19 protein-coding genes are annotated in these 16708 nt (G+C 29.6%); 6 read left to right on the top strand and 13 right to left on the bottom strand.

The annotated features are described in order from the left end of the window. Positions 1-61: 61 nt before the first annotated feature. Positions 62-3490 carry a helicase-exonuclease AddAB subunit AddB gene (gene addB, locus C820_RS00235; protein ID WP_004036416.1) on the bottom strand — a complete coding sequence of 1143 codons (3429 nt, stop codon included), beginning with the start codon at positions 3488-3490 and terminating at the stop codon, positions 62-64. A 101-nt stretch (positions 3491-3591) separates the two neighbouring features. Here addB and C820_RS00230 point away from each other — a divergent pair, with 101 nt between their 5' ends. Further along, positions 3592-4008, top strand: coding sequence for an FMN-binding protein (locus tag C820_RS00230; RefSeq protein ID WP_004036417.1), 417 nt, complete (start codon positions 3592-3594; stop codon positions 4006-4008). 78 nt (positions 4009-4086) lie between these two features. Here the strand turns inward: C820_RS00230 and C820_RS00225 are convergent, their stop codons facing one another. Genes C820_RS00225 through ruvA form a run of 3 tightly spaced genes read right to left on the bottom strand, consistent with a single transcriptional unit; the run spans position 4087 to position 5948 of the window. Further along, positions 4087-4326: a hypothetical protein gene (locus C820_RS00225; protein ID WP_004036418.1), complete on the bottom strand. Its 240-nt coding sequence runs from the start codon at positions 4324-4326 to the stop codon at positions 4087-4089. After that, entirely contained in the window at positions 4323-5339 is a 1017-nt protein-coding gene (gene ruvB / locus C820_RS00220; RefSeq protein ID WP_004036419.1) for a Holliday junction branch migration DNA helicase RuvB, read from the bottom strand. The genes C820_RS00225 and ruvB overlap by 4 nt, the downstream gene beginning before the upstream one ends. Before the next feature lie 18 nt (positions 5340-5357). Then, complete coding sequence (ruvA, locus tag C820_RS00215) at positions 5358-5948, bottom strand: Holliday junction branch migration protein RuvA (protein WP_251855616.1); 591 nt, start codon at positions 5946-5948, stop codon at positions 5358-5360. 216 nt (positions 5949-6164) lie between these two features. Between ruvA and C820_RS00210 the strand changes: the two genes are divergently transcribed. From C820_RS00210 to C820_RS00190, 5 genes are all read left to right on the top strand, one after another. Then, positions 6165-6851 (top strand): PilZ domain-containing protein, encoded by a 687-nt coding sequence (locus C820_RS00210; protein WP_004036421.1) that lies wholly within the window; start codon positions 6165-6167, stop codon positions 6849-6851. Between the two features lie 174 nt (positions 6852-7025). Then, positions 7026-7952 (top strand): alpha/beta hydrolase, encoded by a 927-nt coding sequence (locus tag C820_RS00205; RefSeq protein ID WP_004036424.1) that lies wholly within the window; start codon positions 7026-7028, stop codon positions 7950-7952. A gap of 8 nt (positions 7953-7960) precedes the next feature. Beyond that, positions 7961-9229: a condensation domain-containing protein gene (locus C820_RS00200; RefSeq protein WP_004036425.1), complete on the top strand. Its 1269-nt coding sequence runs from the start codon at positions 7961-7963 to the stop codon at positions 9227-9229. A gap of 2 nt (positions 9230-9231) precedes the next feature. Further along, positions 9232-9891 carry a DUF6320 domain-containing protein gene (locus tag C820_RS00195; protein WP_004036426.1) on the top strand — a complete coding sequence of 220 codons (660 nt, stop codon included), beginning with the start codon at positions 9232-9234 and terminating at the stop codon, positions 9889-9891. A gap of 46 nt (positions 9892-9937) precedes the next feature. After that, complete coding sequence (locus C820_RS00190) at positions 9938-10159, top strand: PF20097 family protein (protein WP_004036427.1); 222 nt, start codon at positions 9938-9940, stop codon at positions 10157-10159. 57 nt (positions 10160-10216) lie between these two features. Here the strand turns inward: C820_RS00190 and C820_RS00185 are convergent, their stop codons facing one another. The 9 genes from C820_RS00185 to C820_RS00145 all read right to left on the bottom strand — a co-directional run bounded on the left by C820_RS00185 (position 10217) and on the right by C820_RS00145 (position 16607). Beyond that, positions 10217-10723 carry an HD domain-containing protein gene (locus C820_RS00185; RefSeq protein WP_004036428.1) on the bottom strand — a complete coding sequence of 169 codons (507 nt, stop codon included), beginning with the start codon at positions 10721-10723 and terminating at the stop codon, positions 10217-10219. 155 nt (positions 10724-10878) lie between these two features. Beyond that, entirely contained in the window at positions 10879-11112 is a 234-nt protein-coding gene (locus C820_RS00180; RefSeq protein WP_004036429.1) for a hypothetical protein, read from the bottom strand. 26 nt (positions 11113-11138) lie between these two features. Beyond that, positions 11139-11885: a hypothetical protein gene (locus tag C820_RS00175; protein ID WP_035296198.1), complete on the bottom strand. Its 747-nt coding sequence runs from the start codon at positions 11883-11885 to the stop codon at positions 11139-11141. Between the two features lie 79 nt (positions 11886-11964). Continuing rightward, positions 11965-13548: a tetratricopeptide repeat protein gene (locus C820_RS00170; protein ID WP_051057757.1), complete on the bottom strand. Its 1584-nt coding sequence runs from the start codon at positions 13546-13548 to the stop codon at positions 11965-11967. A gap of 146 nt (positions 13549-13694) precedes the next feature. Then, positions 13695-14048, bottom strand: coding sequence for a stage V sporulation protein AE (gene spoVAE, locus C820_RS00165; protein WP_004036433.1), 354 nt, complete (start codon positions 14046-14048; stop codon positions 13695-13697). An 11-nt stretch (positions 14049-14059) separates the two neighbouring features. Then, entirely contained in the window at positions 14060-15079 is a 1020-nt protein-coding gene (gene spoVAD, locus C820_RS00160; RefSeq protein ID WP_004036435.1) for a stage V sporulation protein AD, read from the bottom strand. A gap of 13 nt (positions 15080-15092) precedes the next feature. Continuing rightward, entirely contained in the window at positions 15093-15512 is a 420-nt protein-coding gene (spoVAC, locus tag C820_RS00155) for a stage V sporulation protein AC (RefSeq protein ID WP_035296561.1), read from the bottom strand. A gap of 40 nt (positions 15513-15552) precedes the next feature. Next, entirely contained in the window at positions 15553-15987 is a 435-nt protein-coding gene (locus C820_RS00150) for a stage V sporulation protein AB (protein WP_004036439.1), read from the bottom strand. Continuing rightward, positions 15984-16607, bottom strand: coding sequence for a stage V sporulation protein AA (locus tag C820_RS00145; protein WP_004036441.1), 624 nt, complete (start codon positions 16605-16607; stop codon positions 15984-15986). Before C820_RS00145 ends, C820_RS00150 begins: the two co-directional genes overlap by 4 nt. Positions 16608-16708 lie beyond the last annotated feature (101 nt).

Here is a 16708-nt window from a genome sequence, read left to right as displayed (position 1 = left end):
TATTGTATCAATACTAAAACAAAATAGCAACAAAATATAGTAAAACAAGTATAACAAAATATTATTCTGTTTTATTTTGTTCTGTTTGTTTTGGTGAAATAATATCCCAAAAATCTTTTGACGATATGTTTTGCAATATTCTGTATTGACTGTTGGGAGAGTCTTTGTCAAATCGACAGATACTGTTATAAGGACAATATATACAAGGTGTATCGTTTCCTTTTTTATAAGGATAAGGAGCAATTTCTCCTTTTAATAATGCTTCTGCTGTTTGTTGTGCTTTCTTTTTTGCAAAGTCCATAATATTTTTGTAGTTTTGTTCATCTGCTACATTTGCTCTTTTACTTACAGCACCATTTTTTAAAGAAGAAACTGGTATAATAGAAGACTCTACACTTGGCATAATACTGTTTTGCTCTCCGCTGTCAAAAATGTGGTCAAGTCCTTGTATTACTTTAATATCATTTAATACTAATCCTGACATTTTTAATTCTTTAAATAAAGCATCATAAATTTGTTCTGAAGTCATTTCTTTTTCTATTTTAATAGAAGGGTCTTTCATACGGAAATAAAATACCGCTCCTGGTTTGATATTAAAATGTTGTTTGTTGTTTTCTAAAAAAGCATCTAAATATATAAGAAGCTGTAATTGCAAACCATAAAAAATATCACTGAATTGAAAAGATTTTTGACCAGATTTATAATCAATAATTTTAACATATCTGGTGTTATTTTTGTCCATAATATCAATTCTGTCAATTTTTCCATTAAGCAGTAATTTTTCTCCACCAGACAATTCTATTACAATAGGGGGCAATGAAGAAGTAGAACCAAAAACTACTTCTGAACCATATGGTTCAAAATCTCCCATTTGTATATGTTTTGTAAGTGTCCAAGCTGCTCTTTTTGAAATCCTTTTTAAGCGATGTAATAAATATCTGTTTCCAGAAGTATCAAATAATATTTGATTGCTTATTTTTGGTGCTGCCTCTTCTACAGCATACTCTATAATTTCGTCAGACTGCTGTTTTTGTAAATGATGCCAAGAAATATTTTTTTGTTGTAATTGTTTTGAAAATGTTTCCATTACTTCGTGAAATAATATTCCTAAATCAGGTATTCTAATTTGATATAACTGTCTTTGTTTTGCTTTTAAATGGTATTCTGCAAAAAAAGAAAAAGGACAAGAGCAATATTTTTCTAAACGAGAAACGCTTGTATTGATTTGATTGCCATATATTTTTTTAACCATTTTTTTAGAAATATGCTCTACTGTTTCCTGTGCAAAAAGACCTCTTTTTAACATAGCAATATGCTCTTTCCATAGTTCATTTGTATTATAATAACTGTAGGCATCTTTCCACATAGTATCCATATCATTGTTTTCAGATAAAAAACAATTTCTCATTTGCTCTCCTAAAAAATGTATAGCTGTTTTTGGTGTTGCCATGTGGTGCAATGTATCTAACTCAAATGTTTCTTTTAAATTTGGAAACATTTTTTTTAATTTCATAATAACAGAAGAAGGACGTAAAGGTTTTCCCTCTATATCGGCAATACAATAACTGACATATAATTTTTCAGAAGGCTGAGAAAATCCTTTATAAATAAGATATTGTTCTTCAAAAGCCTTTCTTTTGGCACTAGGTGCTAATTCTGCTCCTTGTACAATTAAATTTTCTCTTTCTCCTTCTGTAAAAATACCGCCTTGTTCTGCAGGAGAAGGCAATATTCCCTCATTAACACCTAATACAAAAAGCACTTTAATTTCTGGTAAACGGCTTCTTTCAATGTCACCTACAATAATACTGTCTGCTGTAGGAGGTACAATACCTATTTCACTTTGTTCTAAACCAGCCTCTATAATTTTGTAAAATTCTTCTATAGTCATATTTTCTTCGCCTAATATTTCTGCTGCACTTTCTAAAAGTTCCATAAGTATAGACCAAATTTGTTGATATTCTTTGGCTTTTTCTATTGATTGTGTTTGTTCTGCCATTTGTACCGTTTTTTCGCTGGCATTGACAAACTGCAAAAAGCGAAAAAGTGCTTTTGACCAATTCAATAATGTTTGATTTTGTTTATTGTGTGACATTTGATATAATTCTTCAAGGGGAGAAATCGCTTTTTGTTTTAATATATTGATTTCAGCTTTTTGTTCTTCTGACTTTTGCTGCATACCATATTCCCAAGTATCTGCAAACCATTTTTTCCCTTTTATGCCATAAGCAAGTACATAGTTTTCTAATTTGTCAGTTTCTTCTTGTGTCAAAAGAGAATATCCTGTTTTTAAATAACGAAACATACTTTCATAAGTAAACTGATGAGATAGTGCATATAATACACTACGTACTAATTCCATTAGTGGATGAGATATAATTTCTCTTTTTGTATCAATAAAATAAGGAATATTAAATTCTTCTAATATACCTCGTAAACTCTTTTCATAAAGAGGTAAACCATTTGTGACAATAGCAATGTCTTTGTATCGAAGCTGTTCTTTTTTGATAATAGAAATAATTTCTTCTGCTATCATTGTCATTTCTTCATATTGATTAGAAGCAGAAAATAAAGTAATACCTTCTAATTCTTCTGTACTTTTTCTATAATATCTAAAATAATTTTTTTCTAAAAAAAGAAGCCCTTTTTTGTTTGTTCTTTTATTTTGTTTTAATATAATAGGTTGTTCTATATTACAATTTTGTTTTTGAGCAATTTCACTTATTTTTTTTGCTGTAATAGAGGGTTCAAAAAAGCCATTAAACATAGGAACATTATGTTGAAAAAAGGTATAATCGTCTATTGTTAATGTTACAGTTACCCTTTTTGCCAAACGTAAAAGCTGCTGTATTACGTCATATTCCTGAGGAGTAAAGCCTCTGAAGCCATCTATCCAAATTTCAGTATTTTGCCAATGCTGCACATTTTGCAAACGTTGTACAAGTAAGTCTAATAATTCATCTCCAGAAATATAATTGTTTTCTAAAAATTTTTGATAACTTTGCATAATCGTATCTAAATCATATAATTTCTCTTTTACTTTTTGAGAAAGATTATTATTGTTTTGATAGGATTTTAATTGTTGTGTTCCTATTTGAAATTGAAATAATTCTGAAATGGTACTGCTTAACTGTTCTATAAATCCTTGCTGGTCTAAACTATTTTTAAAATATAAAAAATTGTTTTTATTTTGATTTAATATTTTTCTTAATATCATAGATTTACTAACAGTGTTTAAAGGAATTGTTTTTGATACTCCTCTTTTTTGAAATACAGTATAAGCAAGTTTATTAAAATCAAATACTTCTGCATATAAAATAGTTTTTCCCTGTGTTTTTTCAGTTAATTCTTTATGTGCCTGTAAAGAGTATTGTGAAGGTACAAGTAACATAAAATGACCTTTTTGTTGCTGTTGTTTTTGTGTGATTTCATTTAAACAGTATTGTGTTTTTCCACTGCCTGCTCGTCCAATGATGAAACGCAAACTCATAAGTTATCCCTTCTTTCTTTTTAGCTTGTACAAATGGCATAATTGTAGCAAAAAATTCATACAGTATTGTAAATGTATTATTCATTTTAGGAGGTCACAGCATGAACGGAACGAAATTTGTGGTCATTAAATTTAGGGAGTTGGTAAAAACAGCAGTTTTTGCCATATTAGGCGTAGTGATTATAATAGGGCTTATTTATTTCTTTTTACCAAAAGAAGAACAAACAGCAGTTTATAATCCAGGTACATATTATGCACAATTTACACTCAATGGAGAAGTTGCAGAAGTAGAAATTGTTGTAGATAAAAATAATATTAAATCTGTTTCATTAACAGATACTCCTGAAACAATTTCTGTATTCTATCCTCTTGTAGAAACTACTGCACAAGAATTAGCAAAAGAAATTGTAAAACAACAATCTACTACTATAGATGTGTCTTCTCAAAATACATATACTGCTCAGCTTATATTAGATGCAGTAGAAAAAGGGCTTGCACAAGCCTCTATATCAAAGTAATATGTTTTTATTTGTTATTTCGCAGTCTGTACAAATATGCTATGAAATAAAGTGTATTGTACAGACTGCATAGTTATTTTAAAATTCTTTCCAATATTGTTTTATGCTATTTTGTTCTATAGCATCTCTGTAAGAGTCTGCAATTTCAAATATTTCCTCTTCGTCTTTTATTGTCATAACATATACTTTTTTAGGATATTTCTTTTTTACCCATTGTATAAATTCTTTTTCCCATTGTTGTGTATATTGTTCCATATCTTCATAACAAAGTAATTCTTCTTTTACTAATTCAATAACTTCTTGTACAGACAATTTCATATACTTTCTCCTTCCTTATGATAAGGTATTCCGAAATGCTCATAAGCTCTTTCTGTTACAATACGCCCTCTTGGTGTTCTTTGTATATAGCCTAATTGTAATAAATAAGGTTCATAAACATCTTCTATTGTTTCAGGTGCTTCTGCTATAGATGCTGCAATAGTATCTAATCCTACAGCTCTACCATTAAATTTTTCTATCATAGTTAAAAGCATTTTTCTATCTATATAATCAAGTCCTACTTTGTCAACGTCTAATAAATCTAAAGCAAATTTTGCAACTTCTTCTGTAATATGACTTTTGTATTTTACCTGTGCAAAATCTCGCACTCTTTTTAATAATCGGTTTGCAATACGAGGTGTTCCACGAGAACGCCTTGCAATTTCTTCTGCACCTTTGTCTTCTATTTCTATTTGAAGTACATCGGAAGAACGATGAATAATCGTTTTTAGTTCTTCAATAGTATATAATTCTAATCTATGTATTACACCAAATCTGTCACGTAAAGGTGCTGTCAGTAAGCCAATTCTTGTAGTAGCACCAATTAATGTAAAATGAGGTAAATCTAAACGAACAGAACGTGCTCCTGCCCCTTTTCCTATTACAATATCAATTACAAAATCTTCCATAGCAGGATAAAGTATTTCTTCAATCATACGATTTAATCTGTGTATTTCATCAACAAATAAAATATCTCCTTCTGAAAGATTATTTAATATTGCTGCCATATCTCCAGGTCGTTCTATTGCTGGACCAGAAGTAGTTTTGATGTTTACTCCCATTTCATTAGCTATGATGTTTGAAAGTGTTGTTTTACCTAATCCGGGAGGGCCGTAAAGCAATACATGGTCAAGTGCTTCTTTTCTCTGTTTGGCTGCTTGCATAAATATTTTCATATTATTTTTAATATTTTGCTGTCCAATATAGTTATCAAGTGTTTGAGGGCGTAGTTTTTGTTCTACTTCTATATCTTCTGTTTGAAAACTAGAGGTAATAATTCGTCTGTTTTCCACATAAATCACCTATTTTCGTTAAAATTTTATCAATTTTTTAAAAGATAATTTTAATATTTCTTCTACAGAAAGCCCTTCTTTATAACAAGCGTTAACAGCTTGCATAGCTTCACTTCTGCTATATCCTAATGATGTTAATGCTTCTATCGCTTCCCATTTTTGACTTGTGTCTTTTTGTGATGTTTGTTGTGTAATTTCTTCTGATTTTACTTTATCTTTAAGTTCCAATATTAATCTTTGAGCAGTCTTTTTTCCTATACCAGGTGCTTTACTAAGTGTTTTAATATCTTCTGAAAGTATGGCAATAATAATTTCTTCTGGTGTCATTTCAGATAAAAAAGCTAATGCTCCTTTTGGGCCAATACCTGAAACACTTAAAAGCTGGTGAAATATGGTTTGTTCTTGCTGTGTTAAAAAACCAAAAAGAGAAATATCATCTTCTTTTACATTCATAAAAGTATATATCATTATTGTTTCTTTTTCATTTAAGTGAGAAAGTGTAGCAGAGGAAACAAATATTTTATATCCTATGCCATTACATTCTATTACAACAAATGAATTTGATTTATATGTAATTATTCCTTTTATATAAGAAATCAATCGTTTCACTTCCTACTTTATAATTTATTGTTATTATTCTACTATGTTTTATTCCTTTCTGTCAACGACAATAAACAGAAGCTATTTTCTTTTTTATAAATAAATATAGTCAAAATATACTAATTATAAAGTTAAATTCTTGACAAAACTTTTATATTTCATGTATAATAGAAGTGGTATCCATTACTAACGTTTTAATGCACAGTTGAGGAAGAGGGGAAAACTATGGCGATTAATGAGTATAACAAACAAGTTAAAGTTTATACACTAGACAGAAAATTAATTAAAAATGCTGTATTGATAAAACAAGGTGACGATAATGTTACACTTGCTTTTCATAAAACATCAAGAGATGAAATAAAACAACTACTAGAAAATGATGTTGTTCAAAATGAAGTCATTCTTTTAATGACGCATAATATAAAGGGTATGTGTTATTTTCATGCAGAGTCTACTAATATTTATAGTGGAAGTGCTCCAAAAGAAGTAAATGTTGTATTTTCTTCATTACAAAAATTAGAAACAATACAACGTCGTCAAGATGTAAAAGTAAAAGCACATGATATGAAAATTAATTTAACATTGTCATTTCGTGATATGAAAGAAGTGACTGCTGAATTAATAGATATTAGTGCTGGAGGAATTATGTTCAGTTATCCATCTGAAATGCTCATGGAAAAAGAAATCGTCATATACCATTTTAAATCTCCTAAAGCAAATTTTGACGTAAAAGCTAGAATATTGCGAATACAAGATTTAAAAAGACAAACAAAAGATGGTGAAGAAGAAATTCGTTGTTATGGTTGCTGTTTTGAAGATATAAAACCAAATGAAGAATATAGTATTCGTGAATTTGTGCTTTATTTACAAAGAGAAGAAATTTTAAGAGAAAGAGAAAGACAAGACTATTAAAATAAAACTGCACTAATAATAAATAATAAAATATAAAACTAATATGATTTCATTTTTGTGATATTGTATTAGTTTTTTTATATTATTTTATATTGTTATAATAAATATCTTTGACGAAAATGGTGTAATGGTGTTATAGTAAATATGATTATTTTAAAAGGAGCTGTTTTTAATATGGCATTTCATAAAGTAACATTAGCTGCATTAAAGCTTTTAAGCCATTCTAGTCCAGATATTAAAAAAACATATAAAATACATAGGCAGCTTGTGACATTAGCACATAAAAAAGTAATAAAACCACCTTATTATAAAATATGGAACCATAAAATTACAAGAGATGGATATGATATTGCTGTTCGCATATTTTCTCCTCCTAGTGATTTGCCTCATGCTGTGCTTTTATTTTTTCATGGCGGTGGTTGGGTAACAGGCAATATTGAAAGTTATGATAGCGTATGTGCTAATATGGCAATTATGACTGACCATATTGTTGTTTCTGTAGATTATAGACTTGCACCAGAATATCCTTTTCCTACAGCATTAGAGGATTGTTATTGTGTAGCAAAAGAGATTTTTTTAGATGATACACTGCTAAAAACAAAAGCAGATGAAATTACTATAATAGGGGATAGTGCTGGAGGAAATTTAGCTGCTGCATTATCTCTTATGGCAAGAGATAGAGGAGAATTTTTACCAAAACGACAGATATTAATTTATCCTGCTACATTTAATAACCATAGTGAAACATCACCATTTTCTTCTGTTAAAGAAAATGGTACAGATTATATATTGACATCAAAAACGGTTTCTGATTATATGGAAATGTACTGTCCTAATAAAAAAAATTGGCGTAATCCTTATTTTGCACCGCTTTTAGAAAAAGATTTTAGCAAGCAACCTCGCACATTAATTATTACAGCAGAGTATTGCCTTTTAAGAGATGAAGGAGAGGCCTATGGAAGAAAATTACAAGAAGCAGGAAATGATGTCATAATAGAAAGAATACCAAATGCTTTACATGGTTATTTTTCTTCTTTGCCTAATAAAAACCATTTAATACAATATACTTATAAAATTATAAATCAATTTCTTCAGGAGTGAAGCTTATTTTGAAAATGAAAAGAAAACCACAATGGCATAAATTAGATAATGCTGCAAAAATATTTCCAGCAAATACAGATAAAAGGGACACAAAAGTATTTCGATTTTCCTGTGAACTATATGAGCAAATAGACCCTGACTATTTACAAAAAGCACTTGAAAAAACATTACAAAAATTTCCCTATTATTGTTCTATATTAAAAAGAGGACTATTTTGGTATTATATTGAAAATACAGAAAGAAAACCACTTATTCACATAGAAAATAATTATCCATGTTCTCCTTTGTATTTTCCGAATCGAAAAAGCCTTCTTTTTGATGTTTCTTATTATCATAATAGAATTAATTTGGAAGTGCATCATGTACTTTCTGATGGTTCAGGGGCATTACTTTTTTTAAGAACGCTTGTATATTATTATATATTAGAAAAACATAGTGAAGCATTTTGTAATAAAGAAATTTATTTAGAAAATGCAACAACTGCTTCTGAAAAAAGTATAGATAGTTTTTCGAAATATTTTCAAAAAGAACACACTTCAAAACAACAAAAAGTTCCTTTTGCCTATCATATTAAAGGAGAATATTTTGATATAGGGCAAATGGGAGTAATAGAGGGCTGTGTGTCTGTAAAAGCATTATTACAGCTTTCTAAAAAATATCAATCTACTGTGACAGAATTTCTTGTTGCTGTTTGGATATATTCTATTTATGAAGGTATGAGTGTAAAAGAGCAGAAAAAACCCGTTGTAATCAGTATCCCTGTCAATTTGAGAAATTATTTTCCTTCTGAAAGTGCAAGAAACTTTTTTAAAGTAATACAAATTATTTATTCTTTTGCAGAACAAAAACAAGATTTAGAAACAGTTTTATGCTCTGTCAAAAAACAGTTTCAGCAGAAATTGACAAAAGAGGAATTAAGGAAAGGTATGAATGCCCTTTCTGCATTAGAACACAATATTACTATGAAATTAGTTCCACTTGCTACAAAAGATTATGTGTTGCGTTTTGCGAATTGGCTTTCTTACCAAAAAGCAACTTCTTGTCTTTCTAATGTTGGAAAAGTAAAAATGCCTACAGAAATGATACCATACATTCGCCTTTTTGATTTATTTGTCAGTACAAGAACAACACAAATTGCAACTTGCTCTTTTGAAGACAATTTTGTAATTAGCATTGCAACTGCTTTAAAGGGAGATTTACCAAAAAGATTTTTTTGTCATTTGTCTGATATGGGTTTAGAAATTGAAATTACAACAAATATAGAACAGGAGGGTTGAAAATGTATGAATGTAAACATTGCCACATTAAAGTGAGAGGAGATATAAAACGTTGTCCTCTTTGTCAAGGAGAATTAACAGGAACAGCAGAACAAAATATATTTCCTGCAATAGAATTGCAGCGTCCTCTCAGTCAAAAAATGTTTCGCATAGGAATGTTTATTACATTAATTGCTATTGCTGTTTGTATTGGTATCAATCTTTCCAAACCTCAATATGGTTGGTGGGTGATGTTTGTCATTGCAGGAAGTGGCTGTTTTTGGCTTTCTATTTTTATTGCTATGAAAAAATGGCATAATGTTCCTAAAAATATATTGTGGCAGGTCATTATACTTTCTGTACTTGCTTATATTTGGGATATAAACACAGGGTATAGAGGTTGGGCATTGGAGTATGTTTTACCTTTTCTTTGTATTGGTGCTATGGTAGGTACTTGTTTGCTTGCTTATTTTTTAAAATTACACACAAGTGAATACATATTATATTTGATATTAGATGGCATATTAGCAGTAATTCCTTTGATACTTCTTTTGGAACATAAATTAAATGTATTGTATCCTTCAGCAATATGTGTTTCTGTAAGTATTATACTTTTTGGAGGATTATTTTTATTCCGACGAGATTTGTTTTTTTCAGAAATACAAAGAAGAACACATCTATAAAAATAATATAGTATTTTTATAAAAATGGAAAGGGGAAAAGTATAATATGATTTGTCCTTACTGTAACAAAGAAATGAAATTAGGAGAAATTACATCAAAATTGAAACACCCTATTGTTGCCCCTCAACTTTATATTGATGAAGAGCAACAAATACCTTTGACAACTGGCCATTTAACACCTCTTTCACTTTGGGTAGGAGATGTAGTAAAATGTTATTACTGTTTAGACTGTCGTAAAGTGATATTAGATATTCCAGAAAAAGCATAAAACAAGAAAAAGACTTTTTAAAAAGTCTTTTTCTTGTTTTTTTCTAAAGCCGTTTGATTAATGAGCACCTACTACTTTTTGCCATTTTTGACCTACAGCTTCTACTACAGCACAAGTTTTATCTACAAATGTCAATACATAAGACTCTTTGTATCTAGGTGGAATAAATGTACATGGCCACATATGTTTTAATATGGCATCTTTTTCAATTTTATTTAATTCTGTAATTTTTCTAGCATTGTCATAAGCTACACGAGGGTGCCATGCTGCATGATTTGTTCTGTTACCTTTTGTTACTCTCCAATCATAATAAAACATATCATGAAGTAATCCTGCTCTTGCAGCAGAACGATAATCCCAACCCATAAAACGGCAAATTAAAAAACTATAATAAGATACATTGATACTATGTTGTAATCTGCTTGTATTACAATGCTGTACGTGTTCATCTAATTTTTGAATTTTTTGTTCGTCCATTAAGTCCCATACACAGGACATATATTCTACGGCTAACATATCTTCCATATTTTTCAAATCGACTTTAGAACCAATCGCTTTTTGCATAGTTTGCTCCTTTATATTGTAATATAATATAGCATAAATATTATGAAAAATAAAAAATGAATATTTTTATATGTTATGCTACCGTTATTATAACATAGTATATGCTAAAATGCACTTGATTTTACAAAAAAATAATAAGTAATGTTATACAATATTTATAATATTTGTTTAGCTTTTTCTGTTAGCTCTTTTATAATATACTCCTCTCCACAACACATATCAATTTCGAATGCAATGAGAAGCTGTTGCTGTTCCATTTCTGTAATAAAATCATATACTTGTTGGCTAGTGAAAGAGGTTTGTTTTGCAATCATAGCAGTATCAGGTTCTTCCCCTTGTTTTAAAAATTTATCGACTGCTTTGATAATTGCGATATATTCTTGTTTCATATTTTATCACCTGCTATATTTTTATACTATTGATTATAGGGCTTTTGTTTTTTAATAATATCAAAATAATAATTACCTATTATACTTTCCTGTAAATCAATATGGTATCTTTGATATATTTTTTGTAAATCCTTTTCAGTCTTTAAATACTCTATATCTCTTTTTTCTCTTTCAAATTCTAAAAGCACTAATTCATGTTCCTCAAATAATTCTTCTTCTTTTTGTTCGTACATTTTATCTATTAACTCTGGAGAATGATATGATAAAAAATCTTCTAAAAATGTAAAGTTACGAGTACACATTATTACATTATCATCATCATTTATTATATGTTCTTCTAGTGAAGCTATTTGAGCTATCATAGAGTGTATGTGTTCTACTACTCTGCATAGTACTTCTATCCAATCTACTTCTTTATAATTTTCTATTAAATAGGAAGGTGTGTCGTCCCAACATTCATATAAAAATCTATCTGGTCCTTCATAATCATCATCACTGTTATATTCTTCTTCTGTTAGTTCTCTCATTCTGTCCATAATATATTCATGTCTTGTTCTATTTACTGCCATATCCCAGCAATCTTCTAACATAGCATTTAACTTTTCTGTATGGTCCCATTCTTGGCCTTTGGCATATTGTTTATAAACCATAAATTTTCTTTCTGTTGCCATTAATAAAAAAAGTTGCTGTTGTCTAAGTGTTAAACTGTTTTCTATTTCATCAATCATAAACTCTTTTGTTTGTTCATATTCATACTCCATAGCAATAATCATTCCTTCCCCTTATTTATTAACTATTTTGATAATTGTAATGTATTCTGGTTTTATATTTATCACTTCCTAAGTAGTGCAATTATTGTAATTTTTTTGCAGTTGTTTTATCTGCAACTGCTTTTTCTTTTTCTCCTATAGCACGATAAGCTTTTGAACGATTTAAATAGACTTCTTTATCATTTGGGTTTATTTCAATTTCTTTACTATAATCAGAAATGGCTTTTTGATACTCTTTTAGTTTGAAATATATATCTCCACGTTTGCAATATACCCCTATAATATCTGTACATAATGCAATCACTTTACTAAAATCTTCTATTGCTTTTTGATATTCTTTTAATTTATCATAAATTTCAGCACGATTGATATAAGCATCTATATAGTCTGATTTTAATGCAATCGCCTTATTCAAATCTTCTATTGCTTTTTGATATTGTTTTAAAGCAATATAACTATCTGCACGATTAAAATAACTTACTTCAAAATTAGGGTTTAATGCAATTGACTTTTCAAAATAAGGAATTGCTTTTTTATAATTTTTTAATTTATTATAAAGTACTCCTAAATTATGATAATTGGCTTCTTCGTCAGGTTCAATTTCTATCGCTTTACTATAATAAGGAAATGCCTTTTTATAATCTTGAAAATAAGTATATATTGCTCCTAAAGAAGAATATGGCCTTGCATCATTTGGATTTAATTCAATTACTTTATTGAAATCAGAAATTGCTTGTTGAAACTGCCCTAAACGCATAAAATCAATACCACGACGATTATATGCCTCTACATTATCTGGTTGAAATACAATTACTGCACCATAGAGTACTATGGCATGTTCATAATTTCCTGTTTCATCACCTTTACAAGCATACTTAAAATAATATTCTGGTGTATTTTTTTCTTCTTCACATTCTTCAAACTGTTGTTCATCAATTTTTTGACTATCACTATTAAGCCAATATTCCCCTAGTATATTTTCTTGTAAGTCATAATGATATTTTTTATATATATTTTGCATATTTTTTTCATTTTTTAAATATTCTATATCTCGTTTTTCTCTTTCAAATTCTAATTTTACTAATTCGTGCTGGCTAAATAAATCGTCAATACCATTTTCTTTGGCTTCTAAAATTTGTGGAGAATAATAACATAAAAATTTTTCTAAAAATGGAAAGTTAAATATTCCAACAACTAATTCTTTTTTTATGTTATCCTTTTTTTTAAGTATAGATATTACTGCTGTTTGACGCAGTAGTTTATGTATATATATTACTATTTTAGATAATATTTCCATATAATTTGGTATTTCATCATTTTCTTCATCAATTTCCATAATGTACTGAGGGCAATCGTCCATACATTCATAAAGAAACTTATCTTGGTCTTCTGATTCATCTAGTATTGGTTTTATTCTATCTGTAATGTAATCAAATTCCATATCATTTATCATAGCGTCCCAACAATCTTCTAAAAAAGCATTTAATTTTTCTGTTCTGTCCCATTGTTGTCCTTTTGCATATTTTTTGTATACTTGAAACATTCTTTCTGTTGTCATAAGCAAAAAAATTCCTTGTTGTTTATAAGTTAAATTTTCTGCAATTTTTTCAATAGTATTTTCTTCTGTTGTTATGTGTTCATATTCATACTCCATAGCAATAATCATTCCTTCCCCTGTATTCCTATTGTAAAACAGTATTTTATACTATTATAATATTTTATAGTGAAAAATGCAAACAAATCAAATATAATTTGTATAATTATAAAAAAAGATTGAGCAAAAATGAACGCTCAATCTTTTTCCATATTATATTATTTTTCTTTAGGATTACAAATAAGTGCTGTTAAAAAAGCAAATACAACTGCTGCAGTAATACCTCCTGCTGCGGCTTTCATGCCACCTGTAAATATACCCCAAAATCCAACACTATCTACTTCTTCCATAACACCTTTTGCAAGATTATATCCAAAACCTGTTAAAGGTACTGTTGCACCTGCTCCACCAAATTCTTCTATAGGAGCATACCAGCCTAAACCACCTAATATACAGCCTATACACACAAACATCACTAATATTCTACCAGACATCAACTTTGTTTTATCAATGAGTATTTGCCCTATTACACATATTGCACCGCCTACTAAAAATGCTTTTACCAAATCCATAATATCACCTCCTATTCTGTTCTACTTTCAATTACTACACCATGTGCAATACCGGGAATAGTAGAACCTTGTTGAGATGTGGTAGGGCTCATTAAAGCACCTGTAGGCAAAAATAACATTCTGCCTATAGTACCCTCTTGTAATTTTTTATAAAAATAACTTGCAAATGTTACTGCAGAACAAGCACAGCCACTTCCACCAGAATGGGTATCTTGATTTTCTTTATCAAATATTTCAATACCACAATCTGTAAAATTTTCTCCCATTTCATACCCTTCTTTTGCCATAAGCTCTATTACAAGTTGCTTTCCAATATAACCTAAATCGCCTGTAGCGATAACATCATAATAACTAGGCTGTCTGCCCGTATCTTTAAAGTGTGCCGTTAGTACATTTACTGCTGCGGGAGCCATAGCTGCCCCCATGTTCATAGTATCAGTTACACCCATATCTACAATTTTACCAGTTGTAATTTCTGTAATAACGGGACCTTTTCCTGTTTTAGATAATACAGCTGAGCCATCTCCTGTTACTGTCCATGTAGCACTGGGAGGCCTTTGTGTTCCTAGTGCAAGGGGAAATCGAAATTGTTTTTCTGCTGCACAAAAATGACTAGAAGCACCTACTAAAACATTTTCTGCAAATCCTCCATCTAATAACATAGCACCTAAACTCATAGATTCCCCCATAGTAGAACACGCTCCAAATAGTCCAAAATAGGGAACTTTAAAATCTTTAATACCAAATGTGGTACCTGTACATTGATTAAGTAAATCACCACATAATATATAATCTATATCTTCCATTTTTTTGCCTGCTTTTTCTACTGCTAATTGTAATGCCTCTGTGACAAATTTGCTTTCTGCTTTTTCCCAACTGTCTTCACCATATAATGCTTCTTGTGCGACTTTGTCAAAAAGATTGCCTAAAGGACCTTCCCCTTCTTTTGGCCCAACTACAGAGGATACTCCTGTAATAACAACTGGCTGATATAATTTTACTGTTTGTGTGCCAATACGTTTATTTTTCATATTTTTCACCACCTTAAGATACAAAATAGTATACTAATCCTACTATAATAGATGTCAATGTACCATATACAATTACTGGCCCTGCAATTAAAAACATTTTTGCTGCCATACCAAATACAAGACCTTCTTTTTTAAACTCTATAGCAGGTGATACTACAGAATTAGCAAATCCTGTAATAGGAACGATAGTACCAGCTCCACAGTATTTTCCTAATTTACCATAAATACCTAATCCTGTTAATATAGCAGAAGCCAATATTAGTATAATACAAACAATTAAAGAAGTTGTGTCTTCTCCTAGTGAAAATGTTTCAATATAATTTCTTAAAAGCTGTCCTATTGTGCATATAATGCCACCTGACACAAATGCCTTAATACAATTTAGTACAATAGGGCTATCTGGAGAGGCCTCTTTTACCATTTTATCGTACATTTGTTTTGCTTGTGTTGTTTCTTCCAATTGTATTCCCTCCTTAATTCATTATAAAAAATCCTTTTATTGTAAAATACAACATAGAGCCTAGTATTTTGCCAAAAGCTATAGAACAAATAAATATAGGTATGCCTCTTACTATGCGAGAACGCCTTAAAAAAATAGGAATGACATTTAACACTTCTGCTAATGCAAGTGCTAAACAACCCACAAATATACCATTGGCAAAAGCAAATATAGCTGCACAAATATTGCCAATAGGTAAATGGTATCTAACAAATAGCGTTGTAGTGCCAAATATACCTCCTAATGTTATGGCATCTTCATAAAAAGGAATGTATTTTTGTGTATTTGTCCTTTTTGCCATACGAGGCACAATTCCTATAGCAGAAATAAATGCAAATATACCTCCTGCTACTACGCCACCAGAAGCAAGTCCTAATACTACTAATATGACAGTATAAAATAAATTCATGAGCTGTCACCACTTTTTTGTTTACGATTTAAAGCGTCAATAATACTTGTGTTTGTTTCTTTTTCATATGTTGTCATTTCAATTTCAATAGGAGTAGGGTCTTTTGTAACATATATTTTTGAAAAATGATTAAAAAATAATATAATACCTACACCTAGCCCTATGGTGTAAGGAATTGCCAATATCAAAGGCATATCATTATATTCTCCAAAAAAAATATAGTAATAATTTTGGAATATTTTAGGTATTTGTGCATCAGAATGAAATGACATAATAGAAGTAGATGCACCTGAAAATAATATAATGGCAATAGAAGCAATTTTAGTATAAAGCCATAGTTTATTTTGTGATTGTTTTTTTTGTTTATACTCCACTAATATATCCATTTCTCCTACGTTATTTATAGTAGCATCAGGAAATTTTAGTGTAATGGCTTTTATAATATCCATTACACTAATTAAATACGTTTTTTCTGTATCTTCTGGTATTTCAAATATTACTAAATTTTCTATACAAGCAGTACTTTGTTCAGGTATCCAAATTTCTCCTATTTCTTTAAGGTAGACTATTTTTCTACCTGTGATTGCTATTTTTTCATTCGGTTTGATATAAATATCCAATATTTATCACCACCTTTTTTACTTTTTATTATTTCTAAAAACATAAAATACATACTGCTTTTTATTTCCATGTTACTGTGTGAAATAGAAAAGATATATAT

Origin of the sequence: Clostridium sp. MD294 (assembly GCF_000364165.2) — a bacterium.
Lineage (GTDB): Bacteria > Bacillota > Clostridia > Lachnospirales > Anaerotignaceae > Coprocola.
The sequence above is the reverse complement of the archived record's forward strand: the minus strand, read 5'-3'. Positions and strand labels throughout refer to the sequence as shown.

Excerpts from the sequence above, each read along its gene's own strand:
- C820_RS00210 (WP_004036421.1), top strand. The coding sequence starts at position 6,165 with ATGGCGATTAATGAGTATAACAAACAAGTTAAAGTTTATACACTAGAC.
- C820_RS00190 (WP_004036427.1), top strand. The coding sequence starts at position 9,938 with ATGATTTGTCCTTACTGTAACAAAGAAATGAAATTAGGAGAAATTACA.
- C820_RS00185 (WP_004036428.1), bottom strand. The coding sequence starts at position 10,723 with ATGCAAAAAGCGATTGGTTCTAAAGTCGATTTGAAAAATATGGAAGAT.
- C820_RS00230 (WP_004036417.1), top strand. The coding sequence starts at position 3,592 with ATGAACGGAACGAAATTTGTGGTCATTAAATTTAGGGAGTTGGTAAAA.
- spoVAD (WP_004036435.1), bottom strand. The coding sequence starts at position 15,079 with ATGAAAAATAAACGTATTGGCACACAAACAGTAAAATTATATCAGCCA.
- C820_RS00205 (WP_004036424.1), top strand. The coding sequence starts at position 7,026 with ATGGCATTTCATAAAGTAACATTAGCTGCATTAAAGCTTTTAAGCCAT.
- C820_RS00150 (WP_004036439.1), bottom strand. The coding sequence starts at position 15,987 with ATGAATTTATTTTATACTGTCATATTAGTAGTATTAGGACTTGCTTCT.
- C820_RS00175 (WP_035296198.1), bottom strand. The coding sequence starts at position 11,885 with ATGATTATTGCTATGGAGTATGAATATGAACAAACAAAAGAGTTTATG.
- spoVAC (WP_035296561.1), bottom strand. The coding sequence starts at position 15,512 with ATGTACGATAAAATGGTAAAAGAGGCCTCTCCAGATAGCCCTATTGTA.
- spoVAE (WP_004036433.1), bottom strand. The coding sequence starts at position 14,048 with ATGGATTTGGTAAAAGCATTTTTAGTAGGCGGTGCAATATGTGTAATA.
- C820_RS00180 (WP_004036429.1), bottom strand. The coding sequence starts at position 11,112 with ATGAAACAAGAATATATCGCAATTATCAAAGCAGTCGATAAATTTTTA.
- C820_RS00225 (WP_004036418.1), bottom strand. The coding sequence starts at position 4,326 with ATGAAATTGTCTGTACAAGAAGTTATTGAATTAGTAAAAGAAGAATTA.
- C820_RS00170 (WP_051057757.1), bottom strand. The coding sequence starts at position 13,548 with ATGATTATTGCTATGGAGTATGAATATGAACACATAACAACAGAAGAA.
- addB (WP_004036416.1), bottom strand. The coding sequence starts at position 3,490 with ATGAGTTTGCGTTTCATCATTGGACGAGCAGGCAGTGGAAAAACACAA.
- C820_RS00195 (WP_004036426.1), top strand. The coding sequence starts at position 9,232 with ATGTATGAATGTAAACATTGCCACATTAAAGTGAGAGGAGATATAAAA.